This is a genomic window from Streptomyces sp. NPDC047974, assembly GCF_040653375.1.
In the GTDB taxonomy this organism is placed as follows: domain Bacteria; phylum Actinomycetota; class Actinomycetes; order Streptomycetales; family Streptomycetaceae; genus Streptomyces.
In genome coordinates, this window is the sequence record NZ_JBEZNU010000020.1 from 28,522 (window position 1) to 54,364 (window position 25,843).

At 74.6% G+C, this 25,843-nt stretch carries 26 protein-coding genes and 1 pseudogene; 12 read left to right on the forward strand and 15 right to left on the reverse strand.

Annotation, left to right across the window (positions count from 1 at the left end; genetic code table 11):
- Positions 1–248: 248 nt before the first annotated feature.
- On the reverse strand, positions 249–659 hold the full coding sequence (locus tag AB0E19_RS25865) for a rodlin (RefSeq protein WP_362184575.1): 411 nt from the start codon (positions 657–659) through the stop codon (positions 249–251).
- Between the two features lie 218 nt (positions 660–877).
- Between AB0E19_RS25865 and AB0E19_RS25870 the strand changes: the two genes are divergently transcribed.
- Positions 878–1,291, forward strand: a complete 414-nt coding sequence (locus AB0E19_RS25870; protein ID WP_360605701.1) for a rodlin — start codon at positions 878–880, stop codon at positions 1,289–1,291.
- Positions 1,292–1,471: 180 nt separating this feature from the next.
- Positions 1,472–1,705, forward strand: a complete 234-nt coding sequence (locus AB0E19_RS25875) for a chaplin (RefSeq protein WP_362184576.1) — start codon at positions 1,472–1,474, stop codon at positions 1,703–1,705.
- A 75-nt stretch (positions 1,706–1,780) separates the two neighbouring features.
- Here AB0E19_RS25875 and AB0E19_RS25880 read toward each other — a convergent pair whose 3' ends face one another.
- Positions 1,781–3,058, reverse strand: a complete 1,278-nt coding sequence (locus tag AB0E19_RS25880) for an FAD-dependent oxidoreductase (protein ID WP_362184577.1) — start codon at positions 3,056–3,058, stop codon at positions 1,781–1,783.
- A gap of 14 nt (positions 3,059–3,072) precedes the next feature.
- Positions 3,073–4,380 (reverse strand): ATP-grasp domain-containing protein, encoded by a 1,308-nt coding sequence (locus AB0E19_RS25885; protein ID WP_362184578.1) that lies wholly within the window; start codon positions 4,378–4,380, stop codon positions 3,073–3,075.
- A gap of 315 nt (positions 4,381–4,695) precedes the next feature.
- Here AB0E19_RS25885 and AB0E19_RS25890 point away from each other — a divergent pair.
- Positions 4,696–5,538: pseudogene (locus AB0E19_RS25890) on the forward strand (glycosyl hydrolase); the annotation flags it as partial.
- 720 nt (positions 5,539–6,258) lie between these two features.
- On the opposite strand, the gene AB0E19_RS25895 reads toward AB0E19_RS25890, so the two are convergent.
- The 9 genes from AB0E19_RS25895 to AB0E19_RS25935 all read right to left on the reverse strand — a co-directional run bounded on the left by AB0E19_RS25895 (position 6,259) and on the right by AB0E19_RS25935 (position 17,040).
- Positions 6,259–7,407: a GNAT family N-acetyltransferase gene (locus AB0E19_RS25895; RefSeq protein WP_362184579.1), complete on the reverse strand. Its 1,149-nt coding sequence runs from the start codon at positions 7,405–7,407 to the stop codon at positions 6,259–6,261.
- Complete coding sequence (locus tag AB0E19_RS25900) at positions 7,404–8,078, reverse strand: lipopolysaccharide biosynthesis protein (RefSeq protein ID WP_362184580.1); 675 nt, start codon at positions 8,076–8,078, stop codon at positions 7,404–7,406. Before AB0E19_RS25900 ends, AB0E19_RS25895 begins: the two co-directional genes overlap by 4 nt.
- A 52-nt stretch (positions 8,079–8,130) precedes the next feature.
- Positions 8,131–9,267 (reverse strand): glycosyltransferase, encoded by a 1,137-nt coding sequence (locus AB0E19_RS25905; RefSeq protein ID WP_362184668.1) that lies wholly within the window; start codon positions 9,265–9,267, stop codon positions 8,131–8,133.
- Between the two features lie 23 nt (positions 9,268–9,290).
- The gene (locus AB0E19_RS25910; RefSeq protein WP_362184581.1) at positions 9,291–10,094 is read right to left on the reverse strand and encodes a polysaccharide deacetylase family protein; all 804 of its coding nucleotides are present in this window, start codon (positions 10,092–10,094) and stop codon (positions 9,291–9,293) included.
- Positions 9,991–11,682, reverse strand: coding sequence for a murein biosynthesis integral membrane protein MurJ (gene murJ / locus AB0E19_RS25915; protein WP_362184669.1), 1,692 nt, complete (start codon positions 11,680–11,682; stop codon positions 9,991–9,993). The genes AB0E19_RS25910 and murJ overlap by 104 nt, the downstream gene beginning before the upstream one ends.
- Before the next feature lie 364 nt (positions 11,683–12,046).
- A complete protein-coding gene (locus tag AB0E19_RS25920; protein ID WP_362184582.1) occupies positions 12,047–13,387 on the reverse strand; it encodes an O-antigen ligase family protein in 1,341 nt (446 codons plus the stop codon).
- A gap of 2 nt (positions 13,388–13,389) precedes the next feature.
- The gene (locus tag AB0E19_RS25925) at positions 13,390–14,844 is read right to left on the reverse strand and encodes an exopolysaccharide biosynthesis polyprenyl glycosylphosphotransferase (RefSeq protein WP_362184583.1); all 1,455 of its coding nucleotides are present in this window, start codon (positions 14,842–14,844) and stop codon (positions 13,390–13,392) included.
- Complete coding sequence (locus AB0E19_RS25930) at positions 14,841–15,977, reverse strand: glycosyltransferase (RefSeq protein WP_362184584.1); 1,137 nt, start codon at positions 15,975–15,977, stop codon at positions 14,841–14,843. The genes AB0E19_RS25925 and AB0E19_RS25930 overlap by 4 nt, the downstream gene beginning before the upstream one ends.
- 1 nt (position 15,978) lies before the next feature.
- Positions 15,979–17,040 carry a DUF3344 domain-containing protein gene (locus AB0E19_RS25935; RefSeq protein ID WP_362184585.1) on the reverse strand — a complete coding sequence of 354 codons (1,062 nt, stop codon included), beginning with the start codon at positions 17,038–17,040 and terminating at the stop codon, positions 15,979–15,981.
- A 379-nt stretch (positions 17,041–17,419) separates the two neighbouring features.
- On the opposite strand from AB0E19_RS25935, the gene AB0E19_RS25940 reads away from it, so the two are divergent.
- The 6 genes from AB0E19_RS25940 to AB0E19_RS25965 all read left to right on the forward strand — a co-directional run bounded on the left by AB0E19_RS25940 (position 17,420) and on the right by AB0E19_RS25965 (position 21,575).
- Positions 17,420–17,659: a chaplin gene (locus AB0E19_RS25940; protein ID WP_362184586.1), complete on the forward strand. Its 240-nt coding sequence runs from the start codon at positions 17,420–17,422 to the stop codon at positions 17,657–17,659.
- 274 nt (positions 17,660–17,933) lie between these two features.
- Positions 17,934–18,800, forward strand: a complete 867-nt coding sequence (locus tag AB0E19_RS25945) for a hypothetical protein (RefSeq protein WP_362184587.1) — start codon at positions 17,934–17,936, stop codon at positions 18,798–18,800.
- Positions 18,801–19,048: 248 nt separating this feature from the next.
- Positions 19,049–19,321, forward strand: coding sequence for a hypothetical protein (locus AB0E19_RS25950; protein ID WP_360605729.1), 273 nt, complete (start codon positions 19,049–19,051; stop codon positions 19,319–19,321).
- Positions 19,322–19,482: 161 nt separating this feature from the next.
- Positions 19,483–20,364, forward strand: a complete 882-nt coding sequence (locus tag AB0E19_RS25955; RefSeq protein WP_362184588.1) for a hypothetical protein — start codon at positions 19,483–19,485, stop codon at positions 20,362–20,364.
- 123 nt (positions 20,365–20,487) lie between these two features.
- Positions 20,488–21,000, forward strand: a complete 513-nt coding sequence (locus tag AB0E19_RS25960) for a hypothetical protein (RefSeq protein ID WP_362184589.1) — start codon at positions 20,488–20,490, stop codon at positions 20,998–21,000.
- 296 nt (positions 21,001–21,296) lie between these two features.
- The gene (locus tag AB0E19_RS25965) at positions 21,297–21,575 is read left to right on the forward strand and encodes a chaplin (RefSeq protein WP_360605735.1); all 279 of its coding nucleotides are present in this window, start codon (positions 21,297–21,299) and stop codon (positions 21,573–21,575) included.
- Between the two features lie 74 nt (positions 21,576–21,649).
- Here the strand turns inward: AB0E19_RS25965 and AB0E19_RS25970 are convergent, their stop codons facing one another.
- The gene (locus AB0E19_RS25970) at positions 21,650–22,516 is read right to left on the reverse strand and encodes a tyrosinase family protein (protein ID WP_362184590.1); all 867 of its coding nucleotides are present in this window, start codon (positions 22,514–22,516) and stop codon (positions 21,650–21,652) included.
- The gene (locus AB0E19_RS25975) at positions 22,500–22,898 is read right to left on the reverse strand and encodes a tyrosinase family oxidase copper chaperone (RefSeq protein ID WP_362184591.1); all 399 of its coding nucleotides are present in this window, start codon (positions 22,896–22,898) and stop codon (positions 22,500–22,502) included. Before AB0E19_RS25975 ends, AB0E19_RS25970 begins: the two co-directional genes overlap by 17 nt.
- Positions 22,899–23,047: 149 nt before the next feature.
- Here AB0E19_RS25975 and AB0E19_RS25980 point away from each other — a divergent pair, with 149 nt between their 5' ends.
- Genes AB0E19_RS25980 through AB0E19_RS25990 form a run of 3 tightly spaced genes read left to right on the forward strand, consistent with a single transcriptional unit; the run spans position 23,048 to position 25,255 of the window.
- Positions 23,048–23,551 (forward strand): DUF5949 family protein, encoded by a 504-nt coding sequence (locus tag AB0E19_RS25980; RefSeq protein ID WP_362184592.1) that lies wholly within the window; start codon positions 23,048–23,050, stop codon positions 23,549–23,551.
- Positions 23,552–23,568: 17 nt separating this feature from the next.
- Entirely contained in the window at positions 23,569–24,228 is a 660-nt protein-coding gene (locus AB0E19_RS25985; RefSeq protein WP_362184593.1) for a vitamin K epoxide reductase family protein, read from the forward strand.
- Between the two features lies 1 nt (position 24,229).
- Positions 24,230–25,255 carry a glycosyl hydrolase gene (locus tag AB0E19_RS25990; RefSeq protein WP_362184594.1) on the forward strand — a complete coding sequence of 342 codons (1,026 nt, stop codon included), beginning with the start codon at positions 24,230–24,232 and terminating at the stop codon, positions 25,253–25,255.
- Here AB0E19_RS25990 and AB0E19_RS25995 read toward each other — a convergent pair.
- A complete protein-coding gene (locus AB0E19_RS25995; RefSeq protein ID WP_362184595.1) occupies positions 25,221–25,817 on the reverse strand; it encodes a TetR family transcriptional regulator in 597 nt (198 codons plus the stop codon). The two genes, AB0E19_RS25990 and AB0E19_RS25995, sit on opposite strands and share 35 nt — an antisense overlap.
- Positions 25,818–25,843 lie beyond the last annotated feature (26 nt).

The window sequence follows — 25,843 nt, forward strand, 5'->3', positions numbered from 1 at the left end:
ACGGATGGCCTTCATTCCGAAGAGCCGGTACGTGAGCGAACCGCCGACCGTCGACAGGGCCCCGTCCCACCGGCAATTCCCCGTCTATTCTGCCCTGGTGACCCAGTGGGTGCAGGCGGGGCGGGCGGTGCCGGGCATGCCGGACCGGGAGTGGGAGCGACTGATGTCCACCCCCGTCTGGCCGCGCTAGCGGGGCCGGTACGCACGAAGGGGCCGCCCCGGCGGGGCGGCCCCTCGGCACGCGATCGTCAGCTGTTGCCGACGCCGTTCCCGGACAGGACCGGGATGCCCTCCAGGATGTGCGACAGCGGCTCGTCGCCCTTCGCCTGCGTCGAGTTCTCGACGCACTGCTGGTTCTGCGGGGAGGACAGGACGTTGACGTCCTGGACCGCGATCGGGATCGCGCCCACGAGCGAACCCGCGTTGAGCTTCGCCGGCAGACCGATGCACGGCTTGTTCAGGGAACCCTGGACCAGCGCGAACTGCGGGCTCATGTTCCCGTAGGTGGTGGAGTTGCCGTACTCCTGGTGGGCGAAGTTGCCGCTCTTGGAGGTGGTGCCGCCGTCGTTGGCGATGGCGAGGGCGGGGGTGGCCGCGACGGCGGAGGCGCCGACGATCGAGGCGGCGGCGGCCGCGGTGGCCATGACCTTCTTGATCACGGGAGTTCCCTTCTAGAACCGGCTCCGTGCAGGGAGCCCCCTGATCAACTCGCTCCGGACCGCCGGGTTCCGCCCTGTCACCCCGTTGGCGGAGCGCACGCGGCAGCGCTCGCCGCGGCCCCCAGTCGATCGAGTGAAGCGCCGGAACCTCCCTCCTCGACCGCAGTTGATCCGGTCGCATCAATCAGCTCGATTGGTGGGAACAGAACGGATTCACCGTGATCAAGAAGATGATGGCGGCCGCGGCCGTCACCGCTTCGGCCGTCGGCGTCGCCGCCGCGGCCGCCGCCCCCGCGATGGCCATCGCCAACGACGGCGGCACGACCTCCCTCTCGGGGAACGGCGCCCACCAGGCGTTCGGCAACTCCACCACCGACGGCAACATGAGCCCGCAGTTCTCCGCCGTCCAGGGCTCGCTGAACAAGCTCTGCCTGGGTGCCCCGGTCAAGGGCAACGTCGGCTCCGTCGTCGGCATCCTCGTGCCGGTCGCCGTCCAGGACGTCAACGTCCTGTCCTCCCCGCAGAACCAGCAGTGCGCGGAGAACTCGACGCAGGCCAAGGGCGACGAGCCGCTGTCGCACCTCGTCGAGGACATCCCGGTCCTGTCCGGGAACGGCATCGGCAACAGCTGATCCGGAGACAAGCGCACCACAGGGCCGGCGGAATTCCTTCCGTCGGCCCTGTGTCGTGCGCGCCAACGGAGTGAATGCCCGGCCGGGGAACGCGGATTTCGGTTTCCTTCGAGAGAGTTTGTCGTTGTCCGTGTGAGCGACGGAAGCCGATCTCCCGTCGCGGAAATGGAGCCAGACGAAATGAAGTGCAAGAAGGCTGCCGCCGTCATCGCCGGAGTCATCATGGCCATGGGCGCGGCCACCCCCGCCTTCGCCGACGCGGACGCGCACGGCGCGGCCATCGGTTCGCCGGGTGTCCTCTCGGGCAACGTCGTCCAGGTCCCGATCCACATCCCGGTCAACCTCTGCGGCAACAGCATCAACGTCATCGGCGCGCTGAACCCGGCCTTCGGCAACACCTGCATCAACGCCTGACCCGGAACGTCGTGGGCGAGCCCACGGCACCGGCCGGCCCCGGGAGGCGACCCGCCTCCCGGGGCCGGCCGCTTCCTACGCCCGCACGGCCGCCGCCCGTTCGCCGCTGCGCGGCCGGCCGACGCCGCCGCCTCGGGACCCCGCGCGCAGCCGTCGCCGCACCCCCCGCACCAGCCGGCCCGCCGTGTAGCCGGAGCCGAAGACGAACCGCATGACCGGGCCGTACGAGGGCGCGGTCACGAGTCCGGCGAGGAACAGCCCCGGCCAGGACGACTCGAAGAGGGCGCCCGTCTCGGGGGCGCGGACCGGACCGACCGTGCGCAGCGCGGAGCGGAGCGCCGGGTCCAGGACCCCGGCCCGGTCCAGGGAGGGGACGAAACCGGTGGCGGCGACGACGTGGTCGGTCTCCAGGGCCGAGGCCCCGTCGGGGCCCTCGACGACGAGCCGGAGGCGCTCGTCGCCGGTGAGGGCCGCCGAGACGATCCGGTGCCCGAGGCGGACGTCGGTGACGGCGGCGAACCGCTCGCGCAGCCACCAGGCCCCGGCCGGGCCGAGCGCCGAGTCGAAGAGGCGCGCCCGGGTGGCGGCGGGCAGCCGCCGGAAGACGCCGGGGGTGTCGGCGTACAGCTTGTTGGTCCAGCCGCAGCCGAGTCCGGTGTGCGGGGCGCGCAGGGTGGCCCAGGGGCCCCGGTCGAGGGCGGGCGGCAGGGTGTTCCAGCGCAGCAGGTCGGCCCGGGCGACGATCCGTACGGCGGCGGCGCCGGCCTCGACGAGCAGGGCGGCGGTCTCCAGGGCGGCCTGCCCGGCGCCGACGACGGTGACGTCCCGCCCGGCGAGCGCGTCGAGTTCGCCGTGGTGGCTGGAGTGGGTGACGTACCGGCGGGGGAGGTCCCGGAGCGGGCCGGGGACCTCCAGGAAGGGGAGGACGCCGACGGCGAGGGCGACCGTGCGGGCCCTCAGCGTCTCGCCGTCCTCGGCGGTCACCGTGAAGCCCTCGGGGGCGGGCGCCACCGCGGTGACCAGCCGTTCGTCGACGGCGGGGACCGCCTGCCGGGCGAACCAGTCGCCGTAGGCGGCGAAGAAGGAGACGGGGAGCGGAACGCCGTGCTCGGCCCGCACGCCCCGGTCGGCGGCGTAGGCGTCGAGCCCGTACGCCCCCGCCGGGTCGGAGAGGTGCGAGGCCCACGGCTCGGACTTCAGGAACATGCCGGAGGGCATGGCGTGCCAGGACTCCATGGGCCGGCCGAAGGTGACCGGGCCGAGGCCGTGGGCCGCCGCGTGCGCGGCCACCGAGAGCCCGTAGGGGCCGGCCCCGACGACCACCAGGTCGTGGACCGGATTCGCGTTCGCCATCGTGTCTTCCGTCTTCATCGCTGGGTGAGCTGGGTGGAGGAGGGGCGGCCCGCGGGGCGGGGGAGGGCGGCGGGGTGCCGGGGCCGGCGGGCCGCGAGCCGCCGGCGGACCGCCGCCAGGGCCCGGCGCAGCAGGTGGGCGAGCCAGGCGCGGCCCATGGCGAGCGCGGGCGCCGGGTCGTCGGCGGCGAACCAGGCGCGCTCGGCGGGCCCCCGCGCGGCGCCGGGCTCGGGGGCGTACCGGCGGCGCGGGGAGGCGAGCAGCGAGAGCGCCGCGTAGTTCTCGACGACGAACCGGCGGCCGTACGCGGGGGCGAGCGGCGGCACCGGGCGGCCGGTCAGGTCGAGGTGCAGGGCCCGCACCACGTCGAGGCCCCGGCGGTCGGCGAAGAGCCGGAACTGGGCGCCGGGGCGGGGGTTGAAGTCCAGCAGGTGGTACGCGCCGGTGTCCCGGTCGAGCCGGAAGTCGAGGTCGCACACGCCCCGGTGGCCGAGCGCTTCGAGCAGACCGCGGGCGAGCCGGTCCACCTCAGGGTTGGGCGTCCAGCGGCCTACGGCGGTGAGCCCGGCGCCGTCCGGCCAGGACCGCTCCTTGCGGCCGGTGGCCCCGGCGGCGCAGCGGCCGGCGGAGTCCGCGTACCCGTGGAAGAACCAGTCGAGGTCCCGGCCCGGCGGCAGCAGCTCCTGGAGCAGCAGCGGGCTGCCGGCCTGCGGGGTGCGGCGGTACAGCTCCCGCACCTCGGCCGGCGAGCGGAGGATCGTCGTACTGCGCAGCCCCGAGCCGGCGGGCAGCAGCCACGGGCGGCTCCACTTGGCGACCACCGGCAGGCCGAGCGACCAGGCCATGGCGGCGGCCTCGTCGGCGTCGGCGGGGAGTTCGGTACGGGGGTGGGGCAGGCCGAGCTCGGCGCAGACCTCGGCGAGCCGGGCCTTGTCCGCGACCCGCAGCAGCTGGTCCTCGGTCCGGTCGGGCAGCAGGATCCTGCCCGCGAGTTCGGTTCGGCGGCGGGCGAGCGCGAGGGCGCTGACGTCGTCCAGCGGCACGGCGAGCACCGGAGCTGACGGGGTGTCGGTGATCTCGCCGGCGATCCGGAGCAGCAGCGCGGCCAACTCGGTGGAGGCGGCGGAGGCGGGCCGGGCCCGGACCGAGCGGACGTACCGCGAGCGGGCGACGGGGCTGTCGCGGGACTCGACGACCGCGTGCACGGGGATTCCGGCCCGGCCCAGCGAGCGGGCGGCCCCCAGGGTTCCGTGGTGGAAGGGGTTCCGGTCGAGCCGCACGAGGACTGCGGGTACGCGGGTGTCGTAAGGCGGCACGGCCATGGCCCCTTCATCTCGGGTGCCCCAACTGGGCGATGAAATCCTCTAATGGACTACGGAGCGAAGGAAAGCCGAGTTCACGGTCGGCTCATTAGGAATACTTTCGGAACATCGGATTGACTGTGCGTCAAAGGGCGTACGCCTGAAGGAGCGGCCATGGAACCTGTCGGAGGAACACCGAGAAAAAGACGGACATGGCTGGGGGTGATCACCGCCGGTCTCCTCGTCTCGGGCTCGGTCGCGCTGTCGGCACCCGCGCAGGCCGCCGCATCCCTCACGACGGAGGACCCCGGTCCGACTCTCCCGGCCGCCACGGCCATGGGCGCCTTCCTCGATTCCGGTTCGCGGGGCGTCAGCCGGATCGCCGAGCTGGAGCGCTGGCTCGGCGGCCGCGAGCTCCGGGTCGGCCACACCTACCTGCCCGGCGACCTCTGGTCCAACATCGAGGGCCCGCCCGGCTTCCTCGACGCGTGGGCCGACTGGCGCAACACCAAACGGGACCGGATCCTCGTCCTCAACGTCCCCATGCTGGAACGGAACGAGGCCGGCGTCTCCGACCAGGAGGTACGCCGCCAGCTCCAGCTCGGCGCGGCCGGCTACTACGACCACCACTTCCGCACCCTCGCGCAGCGGCTCGTCGAGGCGGGCGCCCTGGACCCGGTCCTCGTCCTCGGCTGGGAGATGAACGGCACCACCTACACCCACCGGTGCGGACCCGACCCGACGGCCTGGAAGAAGTACTGGAACCGGATCGTCACGACCATGCGGTCCGTGCCCGGCCAGCGGTTCCGCTTCGACTTCAACCCGAGCCGGGGCCGGGACGCGGTGCCGTGGACCGAGTGCTATCCGGGCGACGACGTCGTCGACATCATCGGCATGGACTCGTACGACCAGCCGCCCGGCGCGGATTTCGACCGGCACGTGAACGAGCCGTACGGACTCCAGAAACAGGTCGATTTCGCGGCCGAGCACGGAAAGCAGATCTCCTACCCCGAATGGGGGCTCTTCCGGAACGGCGACAATCCGACGTACATGCGGCGCATGCTGGAATGGATCCGGCAGCACAAGCCGCTCTACCACACCATCACGGACTATTGCCCGCACGGCGTCTGGCAGTGCGACGACAATCCGCAGTCGTCCCGGGTCTTCCGGGAGATGCTGTACGGGGTGGAGCCTTCGGTGCCGGTGGATCCGGTGGATCCGGTGGATCCGGTGGACCCCGTGGATCCTGTTGACCCGGTGGATCCTGTTGACCCGGTGGACCCGGTGGACCCGGTTGACCCGGTGGACCCGGTGGACCCGGTGGATCCTGTTGATCCGGTGGATCCGACGGTTCCTGAGCCGAAGCCTGAGCCCAAGCCTGAGCCCAAGCCGGAGCCGAAGCCTGAGCCGAAGCCGGAGCCCAAGCCGGAACCGAAGCCTGAGCCGAAGCCGGAGCCCAAGCCGGAACCGAAGCCTGAGCCGAAGCCGGAGCCCAAGCCGGAGCCGAAGCCTGAGCCGAAGCCGGAACCGAAGCCGGAACCGAAGCCTGAGCCGAAGCCGGAACCGAAGCCGGAACCGAAGCCTGAGCCGAAGCCGGAACCGAAGCCTGAGCCGAAGCCGGAACCGAAGCCGGAACCGAAGCCTGAGCCCAAGCCGGAACCGAAGCCGGAACCGAAGCCTGAGCCCAAGCCGGAACCGAAGCCCGAGCCGAAGCCCGAGCCCAAGCCCGACTGTTGGAAGGTCGAGCTCGGGGACTGGGTGGAGAGCTGGATCGGTGGGCCGGTGTGCGTGCCGAAGGACACCGGGTGGAAGGACGAGCCGCAGGGCGATCTCGGTCTCGGACTCGACCTGGACCTCGACTGGAAGGGGGCCCTCAACGGCGTCTGGCCGTTCTGACGGTCAGCCGCCCGGCACGGACGCGGGCGCGCGGCCGGGGCGGCGGGCGAGGAGCCGGCCGGCCCAGGCCCGCTCCCGCGCCTGCCGGGCCGCCCAGCGCCGCGCGTCCGCCGCGCCCGCGTGCAGCCAGAGGAGCGGGGCCGTACCGCGGCCGGTGAGCAGCAGCCGCCGGTTGCGGACCGGCTCCGGCCGCCAGTGCTGCTTGTACGGTTCGCTGCCCCGCAGCATGCTCAGCGTGGCCCGGCCGCCCGCGCTGGTCTCGCGGGCCCCGTGCCGCAGCAGCATCGCGGCGACGTCGACCTTCCGCTCCCGCAGCACCGGGTCGGCGCCGTACAGATAGCCGCCCGCGAGGCGCGGGGACATCAGGGTGAGGTCGGCGGCGACGACGTCCTCGCCGAGCCGGAACTCGGTGACCATCGCGTCGCCGCGCTCCACCATGGGCCGGACCGCCCGGGCGAGGTGCTGGGCGAACCGCTCGCTGGTGTGCTCGGCGGTCACCCCGCGCCCCCGCCACTGGAGTTGATGGAGGGTCAGGAGGCGGTCGAGGGCGGCCGGCACGTCGGGTCCCGTCACCACGTGCGCGTCGATGCCGAGCGCGTCGAGCTTGCGCAGCTTGGCGCGGACCCGCTGGGCCTTCCCGGACGGGATCCGTTCGAGCAGGCCCTCCATGGGGACGGCCGGCAGCTCCAGGCAGAGCGAGTCGGGGAGCCGTCGGCGCGGCCCGCGCCAGTGCGCGAAGACCCGTTCGGCGGCGGCGCCGGGCCGCACCTCCCGCAGGTCGACGACCGCGCCCCGGGCGGTCCGGGCGACGGCCTCGGCGAGCGCGGCGGCCGCCTCGGGGCGCTCGTCGTCGAGCAGGACGTCGGTGAAGTCGGTGATGGCGCCGCCGAGCTGGGTGAGCACGGGCAGCGGCCCGCGCGCCCGCATCAGGGGCGCCGCCGCGACGAGCGCGCCGGACCCGTCCCGTACGAGCACCACCCGCAGCGCTCCGGGACGGCCGTACGACACCCACCAGGAGTGCAGCCAGGAGTGGGACTGGAAGGGGGTCGCCGAGGAGCAGCGCCCGTACAGCGCCGTCCACTCGGCCGCCAGCCGTCCGAAGGCCTCCGTGTCACGGCAGAGCTCGGTCCGCAGGGTTCTTCCCAAGGTCACACCGCCTCCGGTTCGGGCTGGTGGGCGGCGGGCGCGGGCACCGCCGCGCCCGTGGCCGCCGCCGGGCGGGAGTGGCGGCCCTCGGCGCGGCCCGCGGCCCGCTTCGGGCGGACGAGCAGCGCGAGCCCGCCGAGCAGCCCGCCGGCACAGGCGCCGACGAGGGCGGAGAGCGGCGCGGACGGAGACACGGGGGTGGCCGGCTTGGTCGCGCGGGAGAACTGGACGACCTTCACGCCGGTGCTGCCGGCGACGTGCGAGGAGTTCAGGACGAGTGAGCGGGCCACCCCGTCGGCGATCGACACCGCCTTCGACGGCTTCGACGCCCGGGCGGTGATGGAGATCATCGGCGCGTCCGGGGAGGTCTCGGCCCGGACGCTCTCGCGGAGGGCGGCGGCGGTGACCCCGGCCCACACCTGGGCGTCGCCGGTGACCGCGATGTCGGTGGCGACCCGGCCGTACGCCTGGGCGAAGCCGAGCGCCGCCGCAGGGTCGGACTTCTCGCCGGGCACGACGATGACGTAGCTGGTGGCGGCGTACTCGGGGGTCTTCAGGGCCCCGTAGCCGCCGCCGAGCGCGGCCCCGGCGACCACGGCGGCGGGCAGCACCGCCCAGCGGCCGGGGGAGCGCAGGGGGGCGGGCAGTCGTACGGCGCGGGGTGGGGTGGTGGTCATGACGGGCTCTCTCGCTGGGACGGGCAGGGGCTTCGGAAGGCGTTCGGGGTGCTCAGGGTGCGGGGCGGCCGTGGACGGCCCGGTCGTAGAGGCTCATCAGCCGGTCGGCGCTGTGCGCGATGTCGTAGCGGCGGGCGGCGGCCGGGGCGGGCAGGCGTACGGGCCGGGGGCCGTGCGCGGCCCGCAGCTCGTGCAGGGCGCCGATCAGCTCGGGCACCGACTCGCCGATCCGCCGGGCGCCGGGCGCCGCGTCGGCCGGCAGGTCCTCGATCGCCGGACACGCCACGTACAGCACGGGCAGTCCTGCGGCGAGCGCCTCGACGACGGCGAGCCCGAAGGTCTCGTCGGGCGAGGTGGAGACGAAGACGTCCATGGCGGCGAGGAGTTCGGGGAGCATCGGCCCGGCGGGCCCGTCCAGCGGCGGGTCCTCGCAGGCGCCGAAGAACAGCACCCGGCCGGCCGCGCCGCACTCGCGGGCCACCGCGCGCAGCTCCTCGCGGTGCTCGCCGTCGCCGACGAGGAGGAGCCGGGCCTCCGGCACCGAGGCCACGGCCCGGATCAGCCGGTCGAACCGCTTGCCGGGCGCGAGCCGTCCGACCCCGCCGACCACGAAGGCGTCCTCGGGGATGCCGAGGACGCCCCGGGTGAGCCGGCGGGCGCGGGGGACGAAGGCGAAGCGGCCGGTCTCGATGCCGTTCGGCACCACCTGGATCCGCTCCGGTGCCACCCCCCAGGCGGCGAGCCGGCGGGCCACGCTCGCCGAGACCGCGACCGTGGAGGTGCCGAGCCGCTCCGAGGCCAGATAGAGCGCGCGGGTGCCCGTCGACAGCGGGCGGCCCTCGATCTGCGACTCCCCGAGCGAGTGCTCGGTGGCGATGACCCGGCGCACGCCGCCCAGCCGGGCGGCCAGCCGGCCGTAGACGCAGGCCCGGTACAGATGGGTGTGGACGAGGTCGTAGCCGCCCTCGCGGACCAGCCGGGCGAGCCGGGGCAGCGCGCCGAGGTCCCGGTTCCCGGTCATGCCGAGGTGGGTGACCGGGGTGCCGTCGGCCTCGATGCCGAGCGCCACCGGGCCGGGGTTGGTGAGCGTCACCACCCGGCCCTGGACCGGGAGGTGGCGCAGCAGGAGGCGGAGCTGCTGCTCGGCGCCGCCGATGCCGAGGCCGGTGATGACGTGCAGCACCTTCAGGCGGCCGCTCTTCCCGGGGCCGCTCATCCCAGCACCGCCGCGGCCGGGCCGGTGTGGGCGGGGACCAGCTCGGCGGGGTGGCGGCGGCGCAGCGGGTGCAGGGCCCGCTTCGCGGTCAGCCGCCACGAGGTGTCGGCCTCCCCGATGTGGACCCGGGGCAGGGCGTGGGCGCTGGTCAGCGGGCCGGGGTCGATGGCGCAGGCGTGGCGGTACCCGGCCTTGCGCACGGCGCGGACCACGCGCGGGTCGACCGCCCCGTAGGGGTAGCAGAAGCCGTCCACCGGGCCGCCGGTGATCTCCTCCAGGAGGGCCCGGGAGCGCTTGGTCTCGTCGGCGAGGGTGGCGTCGTCGGCCTCCGTGAGGCGGCGGTGCGTCAGTCCGTGCGAGCCGATCTCCATGCCGGCGCCGGCGATCCGCTCGATGCCCTCCTCGCTGAGCAGCGACTTGCGCGGGCCCTCGGCGTCCCAGTCGTTGACGCCGCCGAGCCGGCCCGGCAGCACGTAGACCGTGGCCGTGAAGCCGTGCCGGCGCAGCAGCGGCAGCGCCGAGTCGAGGAAGTCGGCGTAGCCGTCGTCGAAGGTGAGGCCGACGAGGCCCCTGGCGCGTCCCGCGGCGGTGGCGGCGAGCAGCTCCCGCACCGAGACCCCGCGCAGGCCGCGGTCGCCGAGCCAGTGGAGCTGGCGGGCGAAGCGCACGGGGGAGACCGTCACCCGGTACGGATCGTCAGCGGTGTCCGTGATCGAGTGGTACATCGCCACCCACAGGGGCGGCTTCGCCCACAGGGGCGGCTTCGGCAGCAGACGGCGCAGCGCGGTGGGGGCGGGCATGGGCGGTCCTTCGGCGTCGGGTGGCGGTGTGGGGGAGGGGAGGGATCTCCGGCGCCTTGGCGGCGCAGGCGATGAAGACGAGGAAGACGGCGGCGACGACGAGGACCGCGACGGCGAGGGAGGCCAGGGGCGGGTCGATCGCCACCGAGGCGAGCCAGCCCGCGCCGGTCGCCCAGGCGCCCGCCGTGGCCAGCCGCAGCAGGCCCTCGCCGAGCCGGTCGGGCCGGACCGGGACGGTCTGCCGGTGCGCGCCGCGCAGCAGCAGGACGGCGGTGAGCGTGATGCCGAGGGCGTTGGCGGCGGCGATGCCGACGGCGCCCCAGGCGGCGGCGCCGGGCACTCCGGCGGCGGCGGTGGCGGCGAGCCCCGCGGCCATCGCGGCGGCCGGGTACCAGAGGGGGCGGGCGGCGGAGAAGTAGCAGCGGACGAGGGCGCCGACCATGGTCTGGCCGAGCAGCCCGAGCGCGTAGACCCGCATGACGGCCGCGGTGGCGACCGTGTCCGAGCGGTCGAACTCACCGCGCTGGAAGAGCAGTTCCACGATCTTCGGGGCGGCGGCGATCACGACCGAGGCGCCCACCAGGACCACCACCGCCGCCAGCAGCAGATCCCGCTCGACCCGCCGCCGCGCCCCCTCCGGATCGCCCGCGGCCAGCGCCCGCGCGACCACCGGGAAGCTGACCGTGCACAGCATCAGCGACAGGATCATCGGCATCTGCGCGATCTTCTGCGCGTAGTTCAGGTGCGAGATCGCGCCCGACGGCAGCGGCGCGGCGAGGAACCGCTCGATCAGCGTCTGCGACTGCCGGATCAGCGAGAAGGCGACCACCGGTGCGATCAGCCCGAGCACCACGAGCCGTCCGTCCCCGGCGAAGCCCGGCGCGAGCGCCTCGGGCTCCCGCGACGGCACCGGCCGCGCCCGCAGCTCCCGCACGAGCGCCGGCGCCTGCACCAGCACCATGAACACCCCGCCGACCGCGACCCCGGCGGCGGCCGACCGCACCCCCCACGGCTCGCGCAGGAGCACCATCGTGCCGATGATGCCGACGTTGTACGCCACGTAGATCGCGGCCGGCGGCAGGAAGACGTGGTGCGCCCGCAGCGCCGCCGAGCAGTAGCCGACCAGCGCGAAGGTGAGCACACAGGTCGCGGTGAGCCGGGTGCAGTCCACCGCGAGCCCCGGGTCGGAGAGGCCCGGCGCGAGCAGCCGGACGACCGCGGGCGCGGCCGCGATCAGGACCGCGGCGACGGCGGCGACGGAGAGCGTCAGCCGCGGCAGCGTCCCCCGCACCAGCTCCCGTACGGGATCCCCGAAGAGCGAGCCCGGACGGCGGGCGAGGGCACGGGAGAAGGCCGGCACCAGGATCAGCGCCATCGCGTCCTCGATGAGCAGCGTCGAAGCGAACTCCGGCACCGTCCACGCCACCAGGAAGGCGTCCGTCTCCGCGCCCGCGCCGAAGTACCCGGCGAGGATCTGGTCCCGTACGAGCCCGAGCACCGCCCCGAGCGCCGTCAGCGCCGCCGTCACGGCCGCCGCCTTCGCGAGGAAGCCGCCGCCCTGCCCGCCCGCCGCCGCCCGCACCTTGATCCGCGCGTGCGCCCGCCGCCCCTTCGGCGCCACGGGCGCGGGGGCCGGAGCGGGCGGCGGCGGCGCGGTGGCCGTGGCGACCGGCGCGGGCGTCCACACGTCCGAGGCGGGGGTGTGCCCCACCGGGCGGTGCACCGGGACCCGCCGCGCCCCGCTGAGCCCGGCCGGCGGCGGTGACGCGGCACCGCCCCCCGGCAGCACGGCGGCCCCCGGGGCGCACGGGGAGTCCGTGGCGCCCGGGGGCATGGGGGACCAGGGGTCGGTCAGGGGTTCGCCGCGCGGCGGACACGGCGGGACGGCGGGGCCGCCGGGCCCCGGGGGCGCGACGTACGCGTCCGTGGGATCCGGCGGACCGGCCCACGGGTCACGCACCGCGCACCTCCGGCGGGCCCTCGGGCCCGGGCGCGAGGGCCCACCAGGCGGCGAGCCCGAAGACCACCGACATCAGCACCGTCGACGGGCCGCCGATGTCCGCGTAGAAGAAGTCGATCAGCTGCCAGGACAGCAGCCCGCCCGCCACGAGCGCGCACTCCGCGCCCGTCCGGCGCCGCCGCAGCGCGCCCACGAGCAGCGCCAGCCAGCTCCCGGCGAGCGCGAGCAGCCCGATGAGCCCCTGCTCGCTGAGGACCAGCAGGTACATGTTGTGCGGGGAGAGCAGCGGCTGCTTCCGGTAGCCCGCGCCCGCGCCGGCCGTGTCGCTGCCCGCGGAGAGCGCCACCGAGGCGTTCGAGTCCCGGTAGTGGGGGAAGCCCTTCAGACCGACGCCGGTCAGCGGCTCGGAGCGCCACATCCGCCCGGCCGCCGCCCACATCGTGTACCGGTCCGTCACCGACTGGTCCGGCGCCGCCGTCACCCGCGTGATGCTGGTGACCCGCTCCTTCACCATCTCCGAGCCCAGCCCGAAGCCGCCGACGAGGACCACCGCGAGCGCGCCCACCGCCAGCGTCACCCGGGCCGCCCGGCGCACCCCGCCGAGGAGCAGCTGGATCCCGCAGGCCAGCACGGTCGCGATCCACGCGCCCCGGCTGAAGGAGAGCAGCAGCGGCACCACGAGCAGTCCGGCGCAGACCAGCGCCGCGGTCCGCGCCCGCCCGGCCGGCGAGCCGAGCGCGATCCCGGTGACGGTCACCAGGCCGTACGCGACCACCGTCGCCATGCCCATCACGTCGGTCGCCCCGAAGGTGCCGACGGCCCGGATGTCCTCGCCCTGGTACGACGCGCCCGTGCCCGTCAGGAACTGCCCGACGCCCACCGCGCCCTGGATCAGCGCCAGCCCCACGAGCCCCCACGCCACGACCGCGAAGTCCCGCCGGTCCCGGATCATCAGCAGCACCGCCGCCGGGACGAGCACGAAGACCTGGACGTAGCGGGCGACACCCGGCAGGCTCGACGCCGGGTCGTTCGACGTGATCGCCGCCAGACAGATACCGAACACCGGCAGCCCCAGGACGACCGCGGCCGTCCGGGTCAGCGGCCGCGCGCCGCCGCGCAGGAGCCGTACGAGGCAGATCAGGACGAGGAGGCCCGAGGCCGCGTCGGCGATCGTGCCGGTGCCGCCCGTCCCGCCCTGCGCCCCGCCGCCGCCCGGCACCAGGAGCAGCGCGATCACCGCGAGGACCGGGGAGAGCGCCCCGGCCCTGCGGGCCCAGTCCCTCAGGTCCGGCGTCCCCGCGAGGGCCGGCACCGTCGTCACGGCCGTGGCCATCCTCAGCTCCCCGTCGGTCGCACGAGCCCGGCCGCCGTGCGGACGAGGATGCAGACGTCCTGCCAGAGCGACCAGTGGTCGATGTAGTGGTTGTCGAAGCGGCAGCGGTCCTCGATCGACGTGTCGCCGCGCAGCCCGTGCACCTGCGCCAGACCGGTCAGCCCGACCGGCATCCGGTGGCGGGCCGCGTACCCCGCGTGGATCTTGCTGAACTGGGCGACGAAGTACGGCCGTTCGGGCCGCGGCCCGACCAGGCTCATGTCGCCGCGCAGCACGTTCCACAGCTGCGGCAGCTCGTCGAGCGAGGACTTCCGCAGGAACCCGCCGGCCGCGCTCATCCGCCGGTCCCCGGCCACGTTCCACCGGGTCGCCGACTCCGTCTCGTCCGACGGGCGCAGGGTCCGGAACTTCAGCAGCGTGAAGTGCCGCCCGTGCTGGCCCACCCGCTCCTGCCGGAACAGCACCCCCGGCCCGTCCGAGAGCCGCACCGCGAGCGCGCACACCGCGAGGACCGGCAGCGCCAGCGCCAGCGCCGGACCGGCGAGCGCGATGTCCAGGGCACGCTTGGCCAGCGTCCCGCGCCGCTCGGTCGCCGGCACCAGACGCCGCCGCGCGTACCCCCACACGTGCTCGCCCATCGGGCCCGCGTACCGCTCCCCGCCGACCCGCCAGGTCGTGCAGCCGTAGTGCTGGAAGAGGGTCACCAGCTCCGGCTCGTGGGAGAGGAACACCGCCTCGCGGACCGAGTTCTGGATGACCGCCCGGCGGATCTCCTCCGCCGTCGTCAGCAGCGGAAGCCCCGGCTCCAGCGGCCGCTGCTCACCGACCGTCGCGTCCGGCAGCCCCACGATCCCCACCGGCCGCATCCCGTACTCGGGGTGCTGCGCGGCCGCCGCCGCGAACCGGCGGGCCGCCGCGGGCGGACCCACCACGAGCGCCGACCGCGGCCGCTCCCGGGCGATCCGCCGCCCGCGCGCGAGCAGCACCGCCCGCAGCACGGCCGCCACCCCGACGTGCGCGGCGTACGCCCCGCACAGCCGCAGCGGCCCGATCGCGAGCAGCGGCGACCAGGCCGCCGCGACCGCCGCGACCACGCACCACACCACCCCGGCGCGCGAGGCGAGCGCCGGCAGCTCGTCGAGCAGCCGGGCGTGCATCGGCGGCCGGTGGAGCCCGCCGCGCCCGTCGAGCAGGAGCAGCAGCGCCGCGGCCGGCAGCAGCAGCCGCGGGTCCTGGTGCACCGGGGCGAGCAGCGCGGCCCCGGCCAGCACCGCCAGACAGTCGACGACCCGCAGCGCCGGGGCCCCGGGGCCCGGCCGCACGGCCGCCCGGCGGCGCGCCGGCGCGAGCCGGCCGGGGAGCCGCCGACGGGGGACGAACGAGGCCGGCCCGAAGGCCGGACCCGCGACCGGCCACGGGCCGGGTGAGGAAGGAACGCTGGTACTTTCCGTGGTCACTGCGCAATCGGCTCTCTGTGCTCCGTGCCCCGCACTCCGGCCAGCTCGCGGTAGATCTCCGCGACGGCCGCGCCGGTGCGCCGCACATCGAAACTGCTGAGGACGTGCTCGTGGGCCTCACGGCCCAGGCGGTGCCGCAGCTCCGGCCGGCCGAGGAGGCGGCCGAGAGCGGCGGCGAGGGCGGCCGGGTCCTCCGACGGGACCAGGCACAGGGCTTCATGGCCGGGCGGCAGGCTCTCGCGGGCCCCGTCGACGTCGGCGACGACGACCGGCCGGCCCGCCGCCATCGCCTCCAGGGGCGCCAGCGCCATGCCCTCCCAGCGGGACGGCAGCACGACGACGTCCGCCGCCCGGTACCAGGGCGCGGTGTCGCCGACCGCGCCGGTGAACCGCACCGAGGGACCGGCGGCGGGACGCAGCCGCTCCCCGTCCGGACCGTCGCCGACGAGCACGAGCCGCGCGGTCGGCACCTCGGCGAGGACCGCCGGCCAGGCGGCGAGCAGCACGTCCTGGCCCTTCTGCCGGCACAGCCGGCCCACGCACACCACGGTCGGCGCCGGGTTCCCGGCCGGACCGCCGGTCGCGAACCGCGCCACGTCCACGCCGTTGTGCACCACCGACCAGGCCGCCACCACCCCGGCCTCCTCGCCGGTACGCCGCTCCGCCTCGCTCACGCACAGGATCCGGTCGGCCCAGCGGGCCCCGAACCGCTCCCAGCGGCGCGCCAGTTCGGCGGTGGTGCCGGTCACGGCCTCGAAGGACCAGGCGTGCGGCTGGTACACGGTCGGGATCCGCCCGCGCACCGCGAGCCGGGCGCAGAGCCCCGCCTTCGCGGAGTGCGCGTGGACGAGTCCGGGCCGCACGGCCCGCACCACCCGGGCCAGCCCGCGGGTCTCCCGCAGCAGCGCGGGACCGGGGTCGCGCCCGGCCACCCAGTCGTGGACCTCGGCGCCCTCGGCGCGCAGCTCCGCGGCGAGCGCGGTGCCGGGCGGGCAGGCGGTGACGGGCCCCAGCCCGGCCGCGCGCTGGGCGCGCACCAGGTCGACGACGACCCTGGCCACCCCGCCGTCGCCGGGCTGGACCGCGTGCAGGACGGTGACGGACCCGGGGTCCGTCTCGATCGGGGCCCGCACGTCAGCGCCGTACGTCCGCCTGCAGGAAGAGCGCGCCGAGCCAGACGGTGTCCTCGCGGCTGCCGAGCCGGACGTGGACACGGTCGGCCCCGTTGCGCAGCGCCCCCCGCAGATCGAAGACGTCGGAGTCGTACCCGAGGGTGTTCCCGGCGGCGGGGAAGCGTGCCGTCCCGGCCTTGCCGAATTCGGTGATGCTGGAGTTCAGCCAGTCGTTCACGGAATTGGCGGAATCACCGATCGGGGTGGACTTCTGACGGCCCGTCCGTACCTCCAGGTAATCCCCGGAAGTTCCCCGGTCGCCGTCATAGGCGATCACTCCGAGCCGTCCCTCGGTGTCCTTCGGATAACGGTTCCCGTCGAGTGCGAGGCGCAGCTCGCCGGAGCGCGGACCGGCCGTCTCGAAGCCGTCCCAGACGCTCAGCCGGCGCAGTGGCTCCTCGGCCTTCTCGTACGCGGCGACCAGCGTCCAGCCGCCCCAGCCGCCCACCGCGCTGCGGCCCATGGCGACGTTGACCTGCGCGACCGTCCACTGCCCCGGCTCCGCCCAGCGGACCAGCCCGGTGACGTCGGCGGAGGCCTGGAAGGCGTCGGCGCCGTCGGCGGTCCGGTGGCCGACCAGGGTGTCGGCGAGGACCGCCTTGTACTGCCCGCCGGGCTCCGCGATCAGCACCCGGCCGTTGTCCTTCGGCGGCTTCTGCTCGCCCACCCGCAGGTTGCCGCCCCAGTACAGCCGGGCCCAGGCCACCCGCGCCCCGGCGGGCACGGCCAGTTCGGCACGGCTGGAGTTGTACGTGTTGGGGTCGTCGTCCACGTCGACGTAGCCGATCGGCGTTCCGTCGTTGGAGGTCTCGGTGCCCTTGAGGCCCTTCGCCGAGGCGTTGGCGGCGCGCACGATCCCACCGTGCAGCTCGGCCTGGTAGCGCGCGGCGAAGGGGACCCGGGCGGCCTCCCCGGGCGCGGGCGGCGCGGTGGCGGAGGCGAGCGGCGCCGCGGCGGACAGAACCGCGCACGACAGGGCGCACCACACGCTGCGACGCACAGCAAGAACCGCTGAATTCCGCATACAGGTTCTCCGCTTTGATGAGAGGAGGAAGGGAAGACCCGTGAAGACCGGGGGAGGGGGAGGTGTCGTCCGCACGAAATGGGTGAACGCGCGGCGGGCCCGGAAGCAACGTTCGGGAACGTTATAACCCCGGCGCGGGGCGATAGTAAGCATTAGATGCTCGGAAACGCTAACTCCCGTATCCGCGCGGCAGGTTCCTCGTTGAGCGTGTTGCGCCTTTCTCCGGCCCGTCGCTCGAATGGCCCTCCCGCAGGCCAAAGATCGGTTGAACGTCACCCGTTCGGGAGAGCAACCGACGAATAGCCGGCGCGTTGTTGAGGGAGCCGGGCCGAACAGTCCGCGCAGTCCGAGTTGGAAATCGATCGAGGAGAACTTCTCCATGTCCCGTATCGCCAAGGCCGTCGTCCTGACCGTGGGTGCCGCCGCCGCGGTCGCCGGTGCCGCCGGTGCCGCCGCCGCCGACTCCATCGCCGAGGGCGCCGCTGTGAAGTCCCCCGGTGTCGGCTCCGGCAACGTCGTGCAGGTCCCGGTCCACATCCCGGTCAACATCTGCGGCAACACCGTGAGCGTCATCGGCGCGCTGAACCCGGCCTTCGGCAACGTCTGCGCCAACGTCTGACCTCGCACGTCGGATCGGTCCTTCCGAAGCCGGTGCGCCCACCCCTCGGGGCGGGCGCACCGGCTTTTTCCTTGCGGCCACTGGGCCGGTACCCGTTCGGACGCACGCCTGTGCGCCGTCCGGTGCAACGGCGTACGCCCCTTCGAGGGGCAGGCCGGAGGGCGGATTCACTCGAACGGAGGCGTGGCGCTCAGTAGTTCTGCGGTTGCGGAGGGCTATACCCGCAGGCACGGTGAGAGAGCAGTTGTCCGACGCATAAGGAAAAGGAACACATATGCGTCCCCTGGCTACACGCCGTCTCACCGCCCTGGCGATATCCGCCGCCCTCACCCTCGGTACGGCGGGACCCGCCTTCGCCGACGAACACCGTCCCTCCCGCGCGGCCGACCGGGCCGCTCGCGCCCCGCTTCCCGACGCCGCCGCCCTGCTGACCCAGACCAAGGCCCTCGCGGACGTCGGCGGGGTGACGACCCCCGTGACCGAACTCGTCACCGCCGCCCTCAAGGCCGACGAAGGCCAGCTCCCCGCGGCCGACGCCGACGCCCTGAAGGCGAAGATCCAGGCCGCCGTCGACCAGGCCAAGGAGACCGCTCCCGCCCCGCTGCCGGAGACCCCGGCCGCCCCGGAGCTGCCGGTCACCCCGCCCGTCGCGGACGCGCCGGTCACCCCTCCCGCCGTCGAGGCCCCGGTCGCCCCTCCGGCCGTCGAGGCCCCGGTCGCCCCGCCCGCCGTGGACGCGCCCGTCGCCCCGCCGGCCGTCGAGGCCCCGGCCGAACTGCCCGTGAAGCCGCCCGTGCCCCTGCCCGTCACGGCCGGGGCCAGGGCCGCCCAGGCCGCCCCCGCCGATCTGGTGGGCGACGCGCTCGGCACCGTCGAGAAGGCCGTCGCCGGGCTGCTCGCCGCCGTCACCTCCGGGGACGCCGCCGGAGTCGCCCCGCAGGTCACGGCCACGCTGACCTCCCTGGTCAACCTCGCCGTCGCCACCGTGCTCGGCAGCGGGCTGCCCGCCCCGGACCTGGCGGGCCTCCCCGCGCTGCCCGCGCTCCCGGTCGAGGCGCCCGAGCTGCCCGTCGACCCGCCGGTCGAAGCGCCGGAGCTGCCGGTCGACGTACCGGTGAAGCCGCCGCTGCCGGTTCGCTGACCCGCGCGCGCCCCCGACCCGTACCGGTCCGGCCTCCCGCCGGGCCGGTACGGGCGCGTCCGCGTCCGCGTCCAGTCGTCCGGAAATAGCACCGGTCCCCTTCGATCGGGTGCAGTGTCGAGAAATCCTTCCTCCTGGAGTTTCCGGGGAGCGAACCTCTCGTTACAGAAGACGGAAGCGACGCACGGGAATTCGTCAAGAAGCCTGTGCGGAACGCGAGTTGAAAGAACAGAGGAAGGATTCTCCCCATGAAGCCCACCAAGGTCGCCGCGGTCGTCGCCGGTTCCCTCATGGCCCTCGGTGCCGCCGCCCCCGCCATGGCCCAGCAGGCGTTCACGCCGACCAGCCTGAACGGCGGCCTGGAGGCCATCGCCGCCAACGGGCTGAAGTCCGACGTGCTCAGCAGCACCACCGAGGGCTCCCCGGTCAAGTCGGTCACCGACACCGCGACCCAGCTGAACCAGACCGGCAAGGGCCTCCCGCTGGTCGGCGGCCTCCCGGTCAACCCGCTCGGCGGCTGATCGAATGATTTTCTGACCGGCCGCCGTGTGGCCTCGACTTCACACGGTGTGCCGCTCCCTACTCTCGGGACCGTCCCACGCGAACGTCAGCGCGGGACGCGGCCGGACGGAGCGAGGGGGGATCCTCGCCGGTCTCTCCCTTTCTCCCGAGGAAGAGCGGTATGCGGTCCATCATCAGCAGGAAAGTACTCACCGCGGCGGCAGCGACCGGCTTGCTGTCGCTGACCGGCGGTCTCGCGCTGGCCGCGAACGCGCACCCCGGCACGGGCGACACCCCGGGCCCCGGCAACGGGCAGGCCCACGCCCCCCTCTCGCCGGAACTCTGCGGTGCCGACATGGACCTGGGCGCATACGTGGCGTCGGCCGTCGGAGACCTCTGCGCCCACGCGACGGAGGAACCCGACGGCGGCTACGGCGAAGAGCCCGAGGAACCCACCCCGACGCACCCGCCCACGCACCCGCCGACGAAGCCGCCGACGAAGCCGCCCACGCACCCGCCGACGACTCCGCCTACGACTCCCCCCACGACTCCGCCGACGACTCCCCCCACGACTCCGCCGGGTGAGTGCGAGGAGCCGGGGCCGGGCTGCGAGCCCACGCACCCGCCGACCAAGCCGCCGACGAAGCCGCCCACGCACCCGCCGACGACTCCCCCCACGACTCCGCCGACGACTCCGCCCACGACTCCCCCCACGACTCCGCCGGGTGAGTGCGAGGAGCCGGGGCCGGGCTGCGAGCCCACGCACCCGCCGACGAAGCCGCCGACGAAGCCGCCCACGCACCCGCCGACGACTCCGCCCACGACTCCGCCCACGACTCCCCCGGGTGAGTGCGAGGAGCCGGAGCCGGGTGAGGAGCCGGAGCCCGGCTGCGAGCCCACCACGCCGCCCACCACCACCCCGCCCACCACGCCGCCCGAACTCCCCGAGACGGGCAGCGACCCCGCCCTGTGGGGAGCGGCCGCCGTCAGTGCCGCCCTCATCATCGGCGGCACCGTCGTCCAGCTCCGGGGCGGCCGCCTCGTCCGGAGCCGTCGCCACTGACGTACGCGCCTGCCTGACGTGACGTCAACAGAGGCCCCCGCCCTCACCGGTGGGGGCCTCCGGCGTTGCTGCACATGGGGGATCCAGGCGCGACGTTCCGGCCGAGTGGCTCGTTCACCCGGCATGACTCTGCGCTCTCACGCCGGCATGGGACTCCTCATGACCGCACTCGCCTCCGCCGCCATGGCCGCTCCGGCCGCCGCCGTCGAGGCCCCGGTGATCGTTCCCCTCCAGGGCCTGGAGCCGGTCCTGCCGATGGACGCCCCGACCGTCGCGACCGGTGTGCCGGTGCCGATGCCCGGTGCCCCCACCGGCTTCCAGAAGGGCCTCGGCGCACTGCCCGACGTGACCCTGCCGTCCGTCCCGCTCACCGGCACGCTGCCCGAGACCGTCGTGGACGCCCCGCTCCCCGAGCTCCTGAAGGGCAGCGAGCCCGGCAGGGCGCTCCTCGCCAGCCCGCACTCCGAGATGAAGGCCGCCACCCCCGGCGCCAGCCTCGGCCACCCGGTCGAGGCTCCCCAGGGCAACGGCCTCGCCGGACTGCCCAAGCTCGCCGACCCCCGGCTCGGCCTCATCGCCCCGACGCTCAGCGGCGCCCTCGACTCCCGGCTCGGCCTCGCTCCCGAGCGCGGCTGAACCCTTTCCTCGCCCCTTCCCCCCTCTTTTCGGAATTCCGTTCGGGTGGGTTCCGCGCGAGTGAAGACACGATTCTTCCCCGCTACCGCAAGGGCCTTTCCTCGTTGCACCAGAAGGCTTGTCGCATGGCCACGGCCCGCGGCCCGGAGTGTCGCCCCTCGTATCCGACGGGGGGCGGACATCGGACCGCGGGCCACCTTTTCGGCCCAAAGACCGTGACCCGCTCCGTGGTACGGCGTTGAACGCACGTGACGGCCGTGATCCCTGCGGTCGCTCGACCCATTCAAGGAGTTCTGATGTCTCGCATCGCGAAGGCTGCCGCCGTTCTGGCCGGCACCGGTGCCGTCGCCCTCAGCGGAGCCGGCCTGGCCGTCGCCGACTCGGGCGCCGAGGCCGTCGCCGCCCACTCGCCCGGCGTCGCCTCCGGCAACGTCGTCCAGGTCCCGGTCCACGTCCCGGTCAACCTCTGCGGCAACACCGTCAACGTCATCGGCCTGCTGAACCCGGCCTTCGGCAACCACTGCGCCAACGTCGACGCCCCGCACGACAACGGCGACGGCGGCTACGGCGGCTGACCGCCCCGCTTTCCCCGGGCGTCCCCCCGGCCCCTCCAGGGCCGGGGGGACGCCCGCGTCCGGGGCCCGCTCCGTCAGGCGTACCGGTAGATCGCGCCGTGGTCGAACATCTCGGCGGGCGTCACGCCCCACGGTGCCATCGGCTGGTGCCGCGCCACCACCTTCCGGTACTGCGCGTCGCCCAGGGGCGGCGGCTCCGCCGGCAGGTACGCCGCCTGCGGATTGCGCTGCTGCCACCGCGACCACACCAGGTCCACGAAGGAGTGGTGCAGCCAGAACACCGGGTCGTTCACCGAACCGCCGCCGAGCATCAGACCGCCCACCCAGCGGTGCACCCGGTTGTGGATCCGGAACCGCTCGTTGCCCGAGCCCTGCGCCCAGCCTTCGAGACGGTTGCGGAACCCCGACGGGCTGGTCGAGTTCCACGGGGCCGTGTCGTACGTCCGCTCCCGCATCACCTCCTCCAGCTGGGCCGCCGTCGGCAGCGCCACCGGATCGCGCGGACGGCCGAAGTCCCTGGTCAGGAAGGAGGTCTCGGTCATCGCGTGCTTCACCGTCCACTTCCCCTTGGCGTACGCGAAGGGGCCGGTGGTCACCTGGAGGTCCGAGCGGCGGCCGTTGCCGCCCATGAAGTCCTCCGACCAGAGCGAGGCGGCCGGGGTCGAGTCCCGGGTCCAGTCCCAGTAGGGGACCGTCACCGTCGCGTCGATCCGGCGCAGCGCCCGCTCGAACTCCAGGAGGAACTTCCGGTGCCAGGGCAGGAAGCTCGGCGCCATGTGGGCGGTCCGCAGCCGGCCGGCGCCGTCGGCGACGTAGTGGTCGATGTGCATCCGGACGAACTCGTCGTACGTGCCGCGGCGCTTCAGTTCGAGCACCGCGGCGACGAACCGGCGACGCTCGGCCGTCGTCAGGTCGCGCTGGTTCTTACGCGTGTACACCACGCGGGTTCCCTCCCGTCGGGTCGGAGTGGAGGCCGTGCCCCGCCGCGTACCGGGAGAGCGGGGCCGACCCCGCCGCGTCCACGGCCGCGCGGGTGGCGGCGAGCGGGCTCGGACAGGACTCGTAGTGGTCCAGCGGGGTCACCCAGCCGCCGTCGGCGCAGCGCATCAGGTGCAGCGGCCGCCCGTCCACCAGGGCCACCGGCTCGCCCGCGGGCCCGGTGAGGCCGCGGATCCGGCGGCCCGCGTACATCTCGTCGAAGGCGTACGGGTCCGTTCCCGTCTCCGGGGGCCGGGCGGCGATCCGGCCGAGGGTCCCGCCGGTGGCGGCGGTGACGGCCAGCGCGAAGAGCGACCGGAGGGCGACACGGCGCGGGAAGGGCATCGGCGATCTCCTGGTGTCGACAAGGGGCCTCAGGGCACAACGATGAAAACCCTTGTTCGTTGCGGCCGGGAGTTCGAGCGGGGGAATGTCGGCCGGATGAGTGAATTCGGTACGGGGAAAGGGTGGTTGCCCCACTAGCATCCCCTTCCATGACCACTCCCCACGTCCTTTCCGAGGCGCGCAGCGTCTCTCCGCTGGGCACGCTCACGGTGATTCCGTGGTCCAGCGAAGTCACCGAAGACTCCGCCGGCACGCCTTTCCTCATGGCGTATTCCCTCGGCGACGGCCGGGACGGGCCGGAGGCCGGGCAGCAGGCCATGCGCTCCGCCCTGGAGTCGATGGGCCTCTCGGTCGGCGACCGGCTCTTCGACCTGGAGAAGGACGCGGGGATCAGCGCCTCGCTGATCGTCGAGGCCGGCACCGCCGTCCTCACCCTGCCCTTCCTCAAGGTGCAGTGCCCGGTGCCCGCCGAGTGGCAGGCCGCCGCCCGCGAGACCGGCAAGGTCTACTTCCTCTGCTCGGTGCGCCCGTGGGCCGAGGCGGTCCCCGGGCAGCCCGTGGACGAGGACCGGCTGCGCGCCTTCGTCTCCGACGAGGAGATGCTCGCGGAGTGCGCCCACGTCCTGCTGCCGGTCCGGCGCGTGCAGGGCTGAGCGGAAGGGGCGGCGCGATGACGACGCTCGGGGTACGGAGCGGGGTGCCGGGGCAGCGGCAGGAGGACCGGGCGGTCCCGGCCGGGCGGTCGGAGGACGGCACGGTCGGTGCGGGACGGGGGCTCGGCTGGCTCCTCGTCGTCACCGGCGCGGCCGGGATCCTGGCCGCGTGGGTGATCACGATCGACAAGTTCAAGCTCCTGGAGGACCCGGGCTTCCAGCCGGGATGCAGCCTGAACCCGGTCGTGTCCTGCGGGAACATCATGAAGAGCGAGCAGGCGGCGGTCTTCGGCTTCCCCAACCCGCTGCTCGGCCTCGTCACGTACGGCGTCGTCGTCGCGATCGGCGCCGGGCTCCTGGCCGGGGCCCGGTACCGGGGGTGGTTCTGGCTCGGGCTGAACGGCGGGACGCTGTTCGGCGTCGGCTTCTGCACCTGGCTGATGCAGCAGTCGCTGTACGAGATCAACGCCCTCTGCCTGTGGTGCTGCCTCGCCTGGGCGGCGACCATCACGCTGTTCTGGTACGTCACCGCGCACAACGTGCGGACGGGAGTGCTGCCCGCGCCGGCGGCGGTGCGGGGCTTCTTCGCGGACTTCGCCTTCGCGCCGCCCGTGCTGCACATCGGGATCATCGGGATGCTGATCCTGACCCGCTGGTGGGAGTTCTGGACCAGCTGACGTGAGTCGTCCCCGCCATCGCTCCCGGCCGCGGGCCGCACTTCTGGTGCTGCTCGCGGCCGTCGCCGCGCTCGTGCTCCTGCCCGGGATCGTCGGCCGGCTCGCGCCGGGCGAGCGGCACGCCGCGCCCGCGCCCGAGCCCTCGCCGCTGTCCGGGGTGCCGTCCGGCTTCTTCACCGGCTCCGACGCGGAGGGCGTGCGGCGGATCGCCGGGGCGCAGGCGTGGCTGGGCGGCGGGCGGCTGACGGTCGGGCACACCTATCTGCCGGGCGACCGCTGGTCGAACATCGAGGGCCATCCGGAGCTCTTCGCGCCCTGGGCGCGGTGGAAGGCCGAGCGGCCCGGGCGGCTCTTCGTGCTGAACGTGCCGATGATGGACCGCAACGAGGCCGGGCTGACCGACGCCGAGGTGCGGGAGGGGCTGCGGCGCGGGGCGGCCGGTGCCTTCGACGGGCACTTCGAGGCGCTGGGCGAGGGGCTGGTGGAGCACGGGCTCGGGGACGCGGTCCTGGTGCTCGGCTGGGAGATGAACGGCACCACGTACGGGCACCGCTGCGGGCCGGACCCGGCGGCCTGGAAGGCGTACTGGCGGCAGGTGGTCGGGGTGCTGCGGGGGGTCGAGGGGCAGCGGTTCCGCTTCGACTTCACGCCGAGCCGGGGACGGGACGCGGTGCCGTGGCCGGACTGCTACCCGGGCGACGACGTCGTCGACATCATCGGGATGGACGCCTACGACCAGCCCGAGGGGGTCTCCTTCGAGGAGCAGGTGGCCGAGGAGTACGGGCTCGCGCACCACGTGGCCTTCGCGAAGGCGCACGGCAAGCCCGTCTCGTACCCGGAGTGGGGGCTCTTCCGGAACGGGGACAACCCGGCGTACGTCCGGGGGATGCTCGACTGGTTCGCCCTGCACCGGCCCGTCTACCAGACGGTGACCGACTACTGCCCGCACGGGGTGTGGGGATGCGCCGCCAATCCGCGCTCGGCCGAGGTGCTCAGGGGCGCGCTGGGAGCGCCGGCCCGGCCCTGAGGGTGTCGAGGGTGCGGTGCAGCAGTGCCGTGAGGTCCTCGGCGAGGCCGCGCTCGGCCCAGTAGAGGACGGCCTCGCGCAGGGCGCCGAGGACGGCGGCGGCGAAGACCCGGACCTCCAGGTCGTCGGGGGCGCGGCCGGTGCGGTCGGCGAGGGCGCGGGCGAGCCGGCGGCCGGTCTCGGCGGTGGTCTCGGTGAGCCGGGCGCGGACGGCGGGGGTGTCGGCCATCAGCCGGGCGCGGACCCGGAGCTCCTCCGGGTCGGCGGCCAGGGCCGTGCCGATGGCCTCGACGACGACCGCGCGGAGGGATTCGAGGGGATCCTCGTCGGCCGGGCGGGCGCGCAGCAGGGCTTCGAGGCGCTCGTCGTCCTCGTCGGTGAGGAGGATGTCCTCGCGGACCGGGAAGTAGCGGACGACGGTGGAGGGGGAGACGTCGGCCTCGGCGGCGATGCGCTCGATGGTGGCGGCCTCCCAGCCGTGGGCGGCGGCGATCCGTCGTCCGGCCCGGCGGATCGCCGCGCGGGTCTTCTGCTTCTTGCGTTCCCTCAGACCACTGGCCATGGGGTCATTCTGCCGTGTCATCCCTG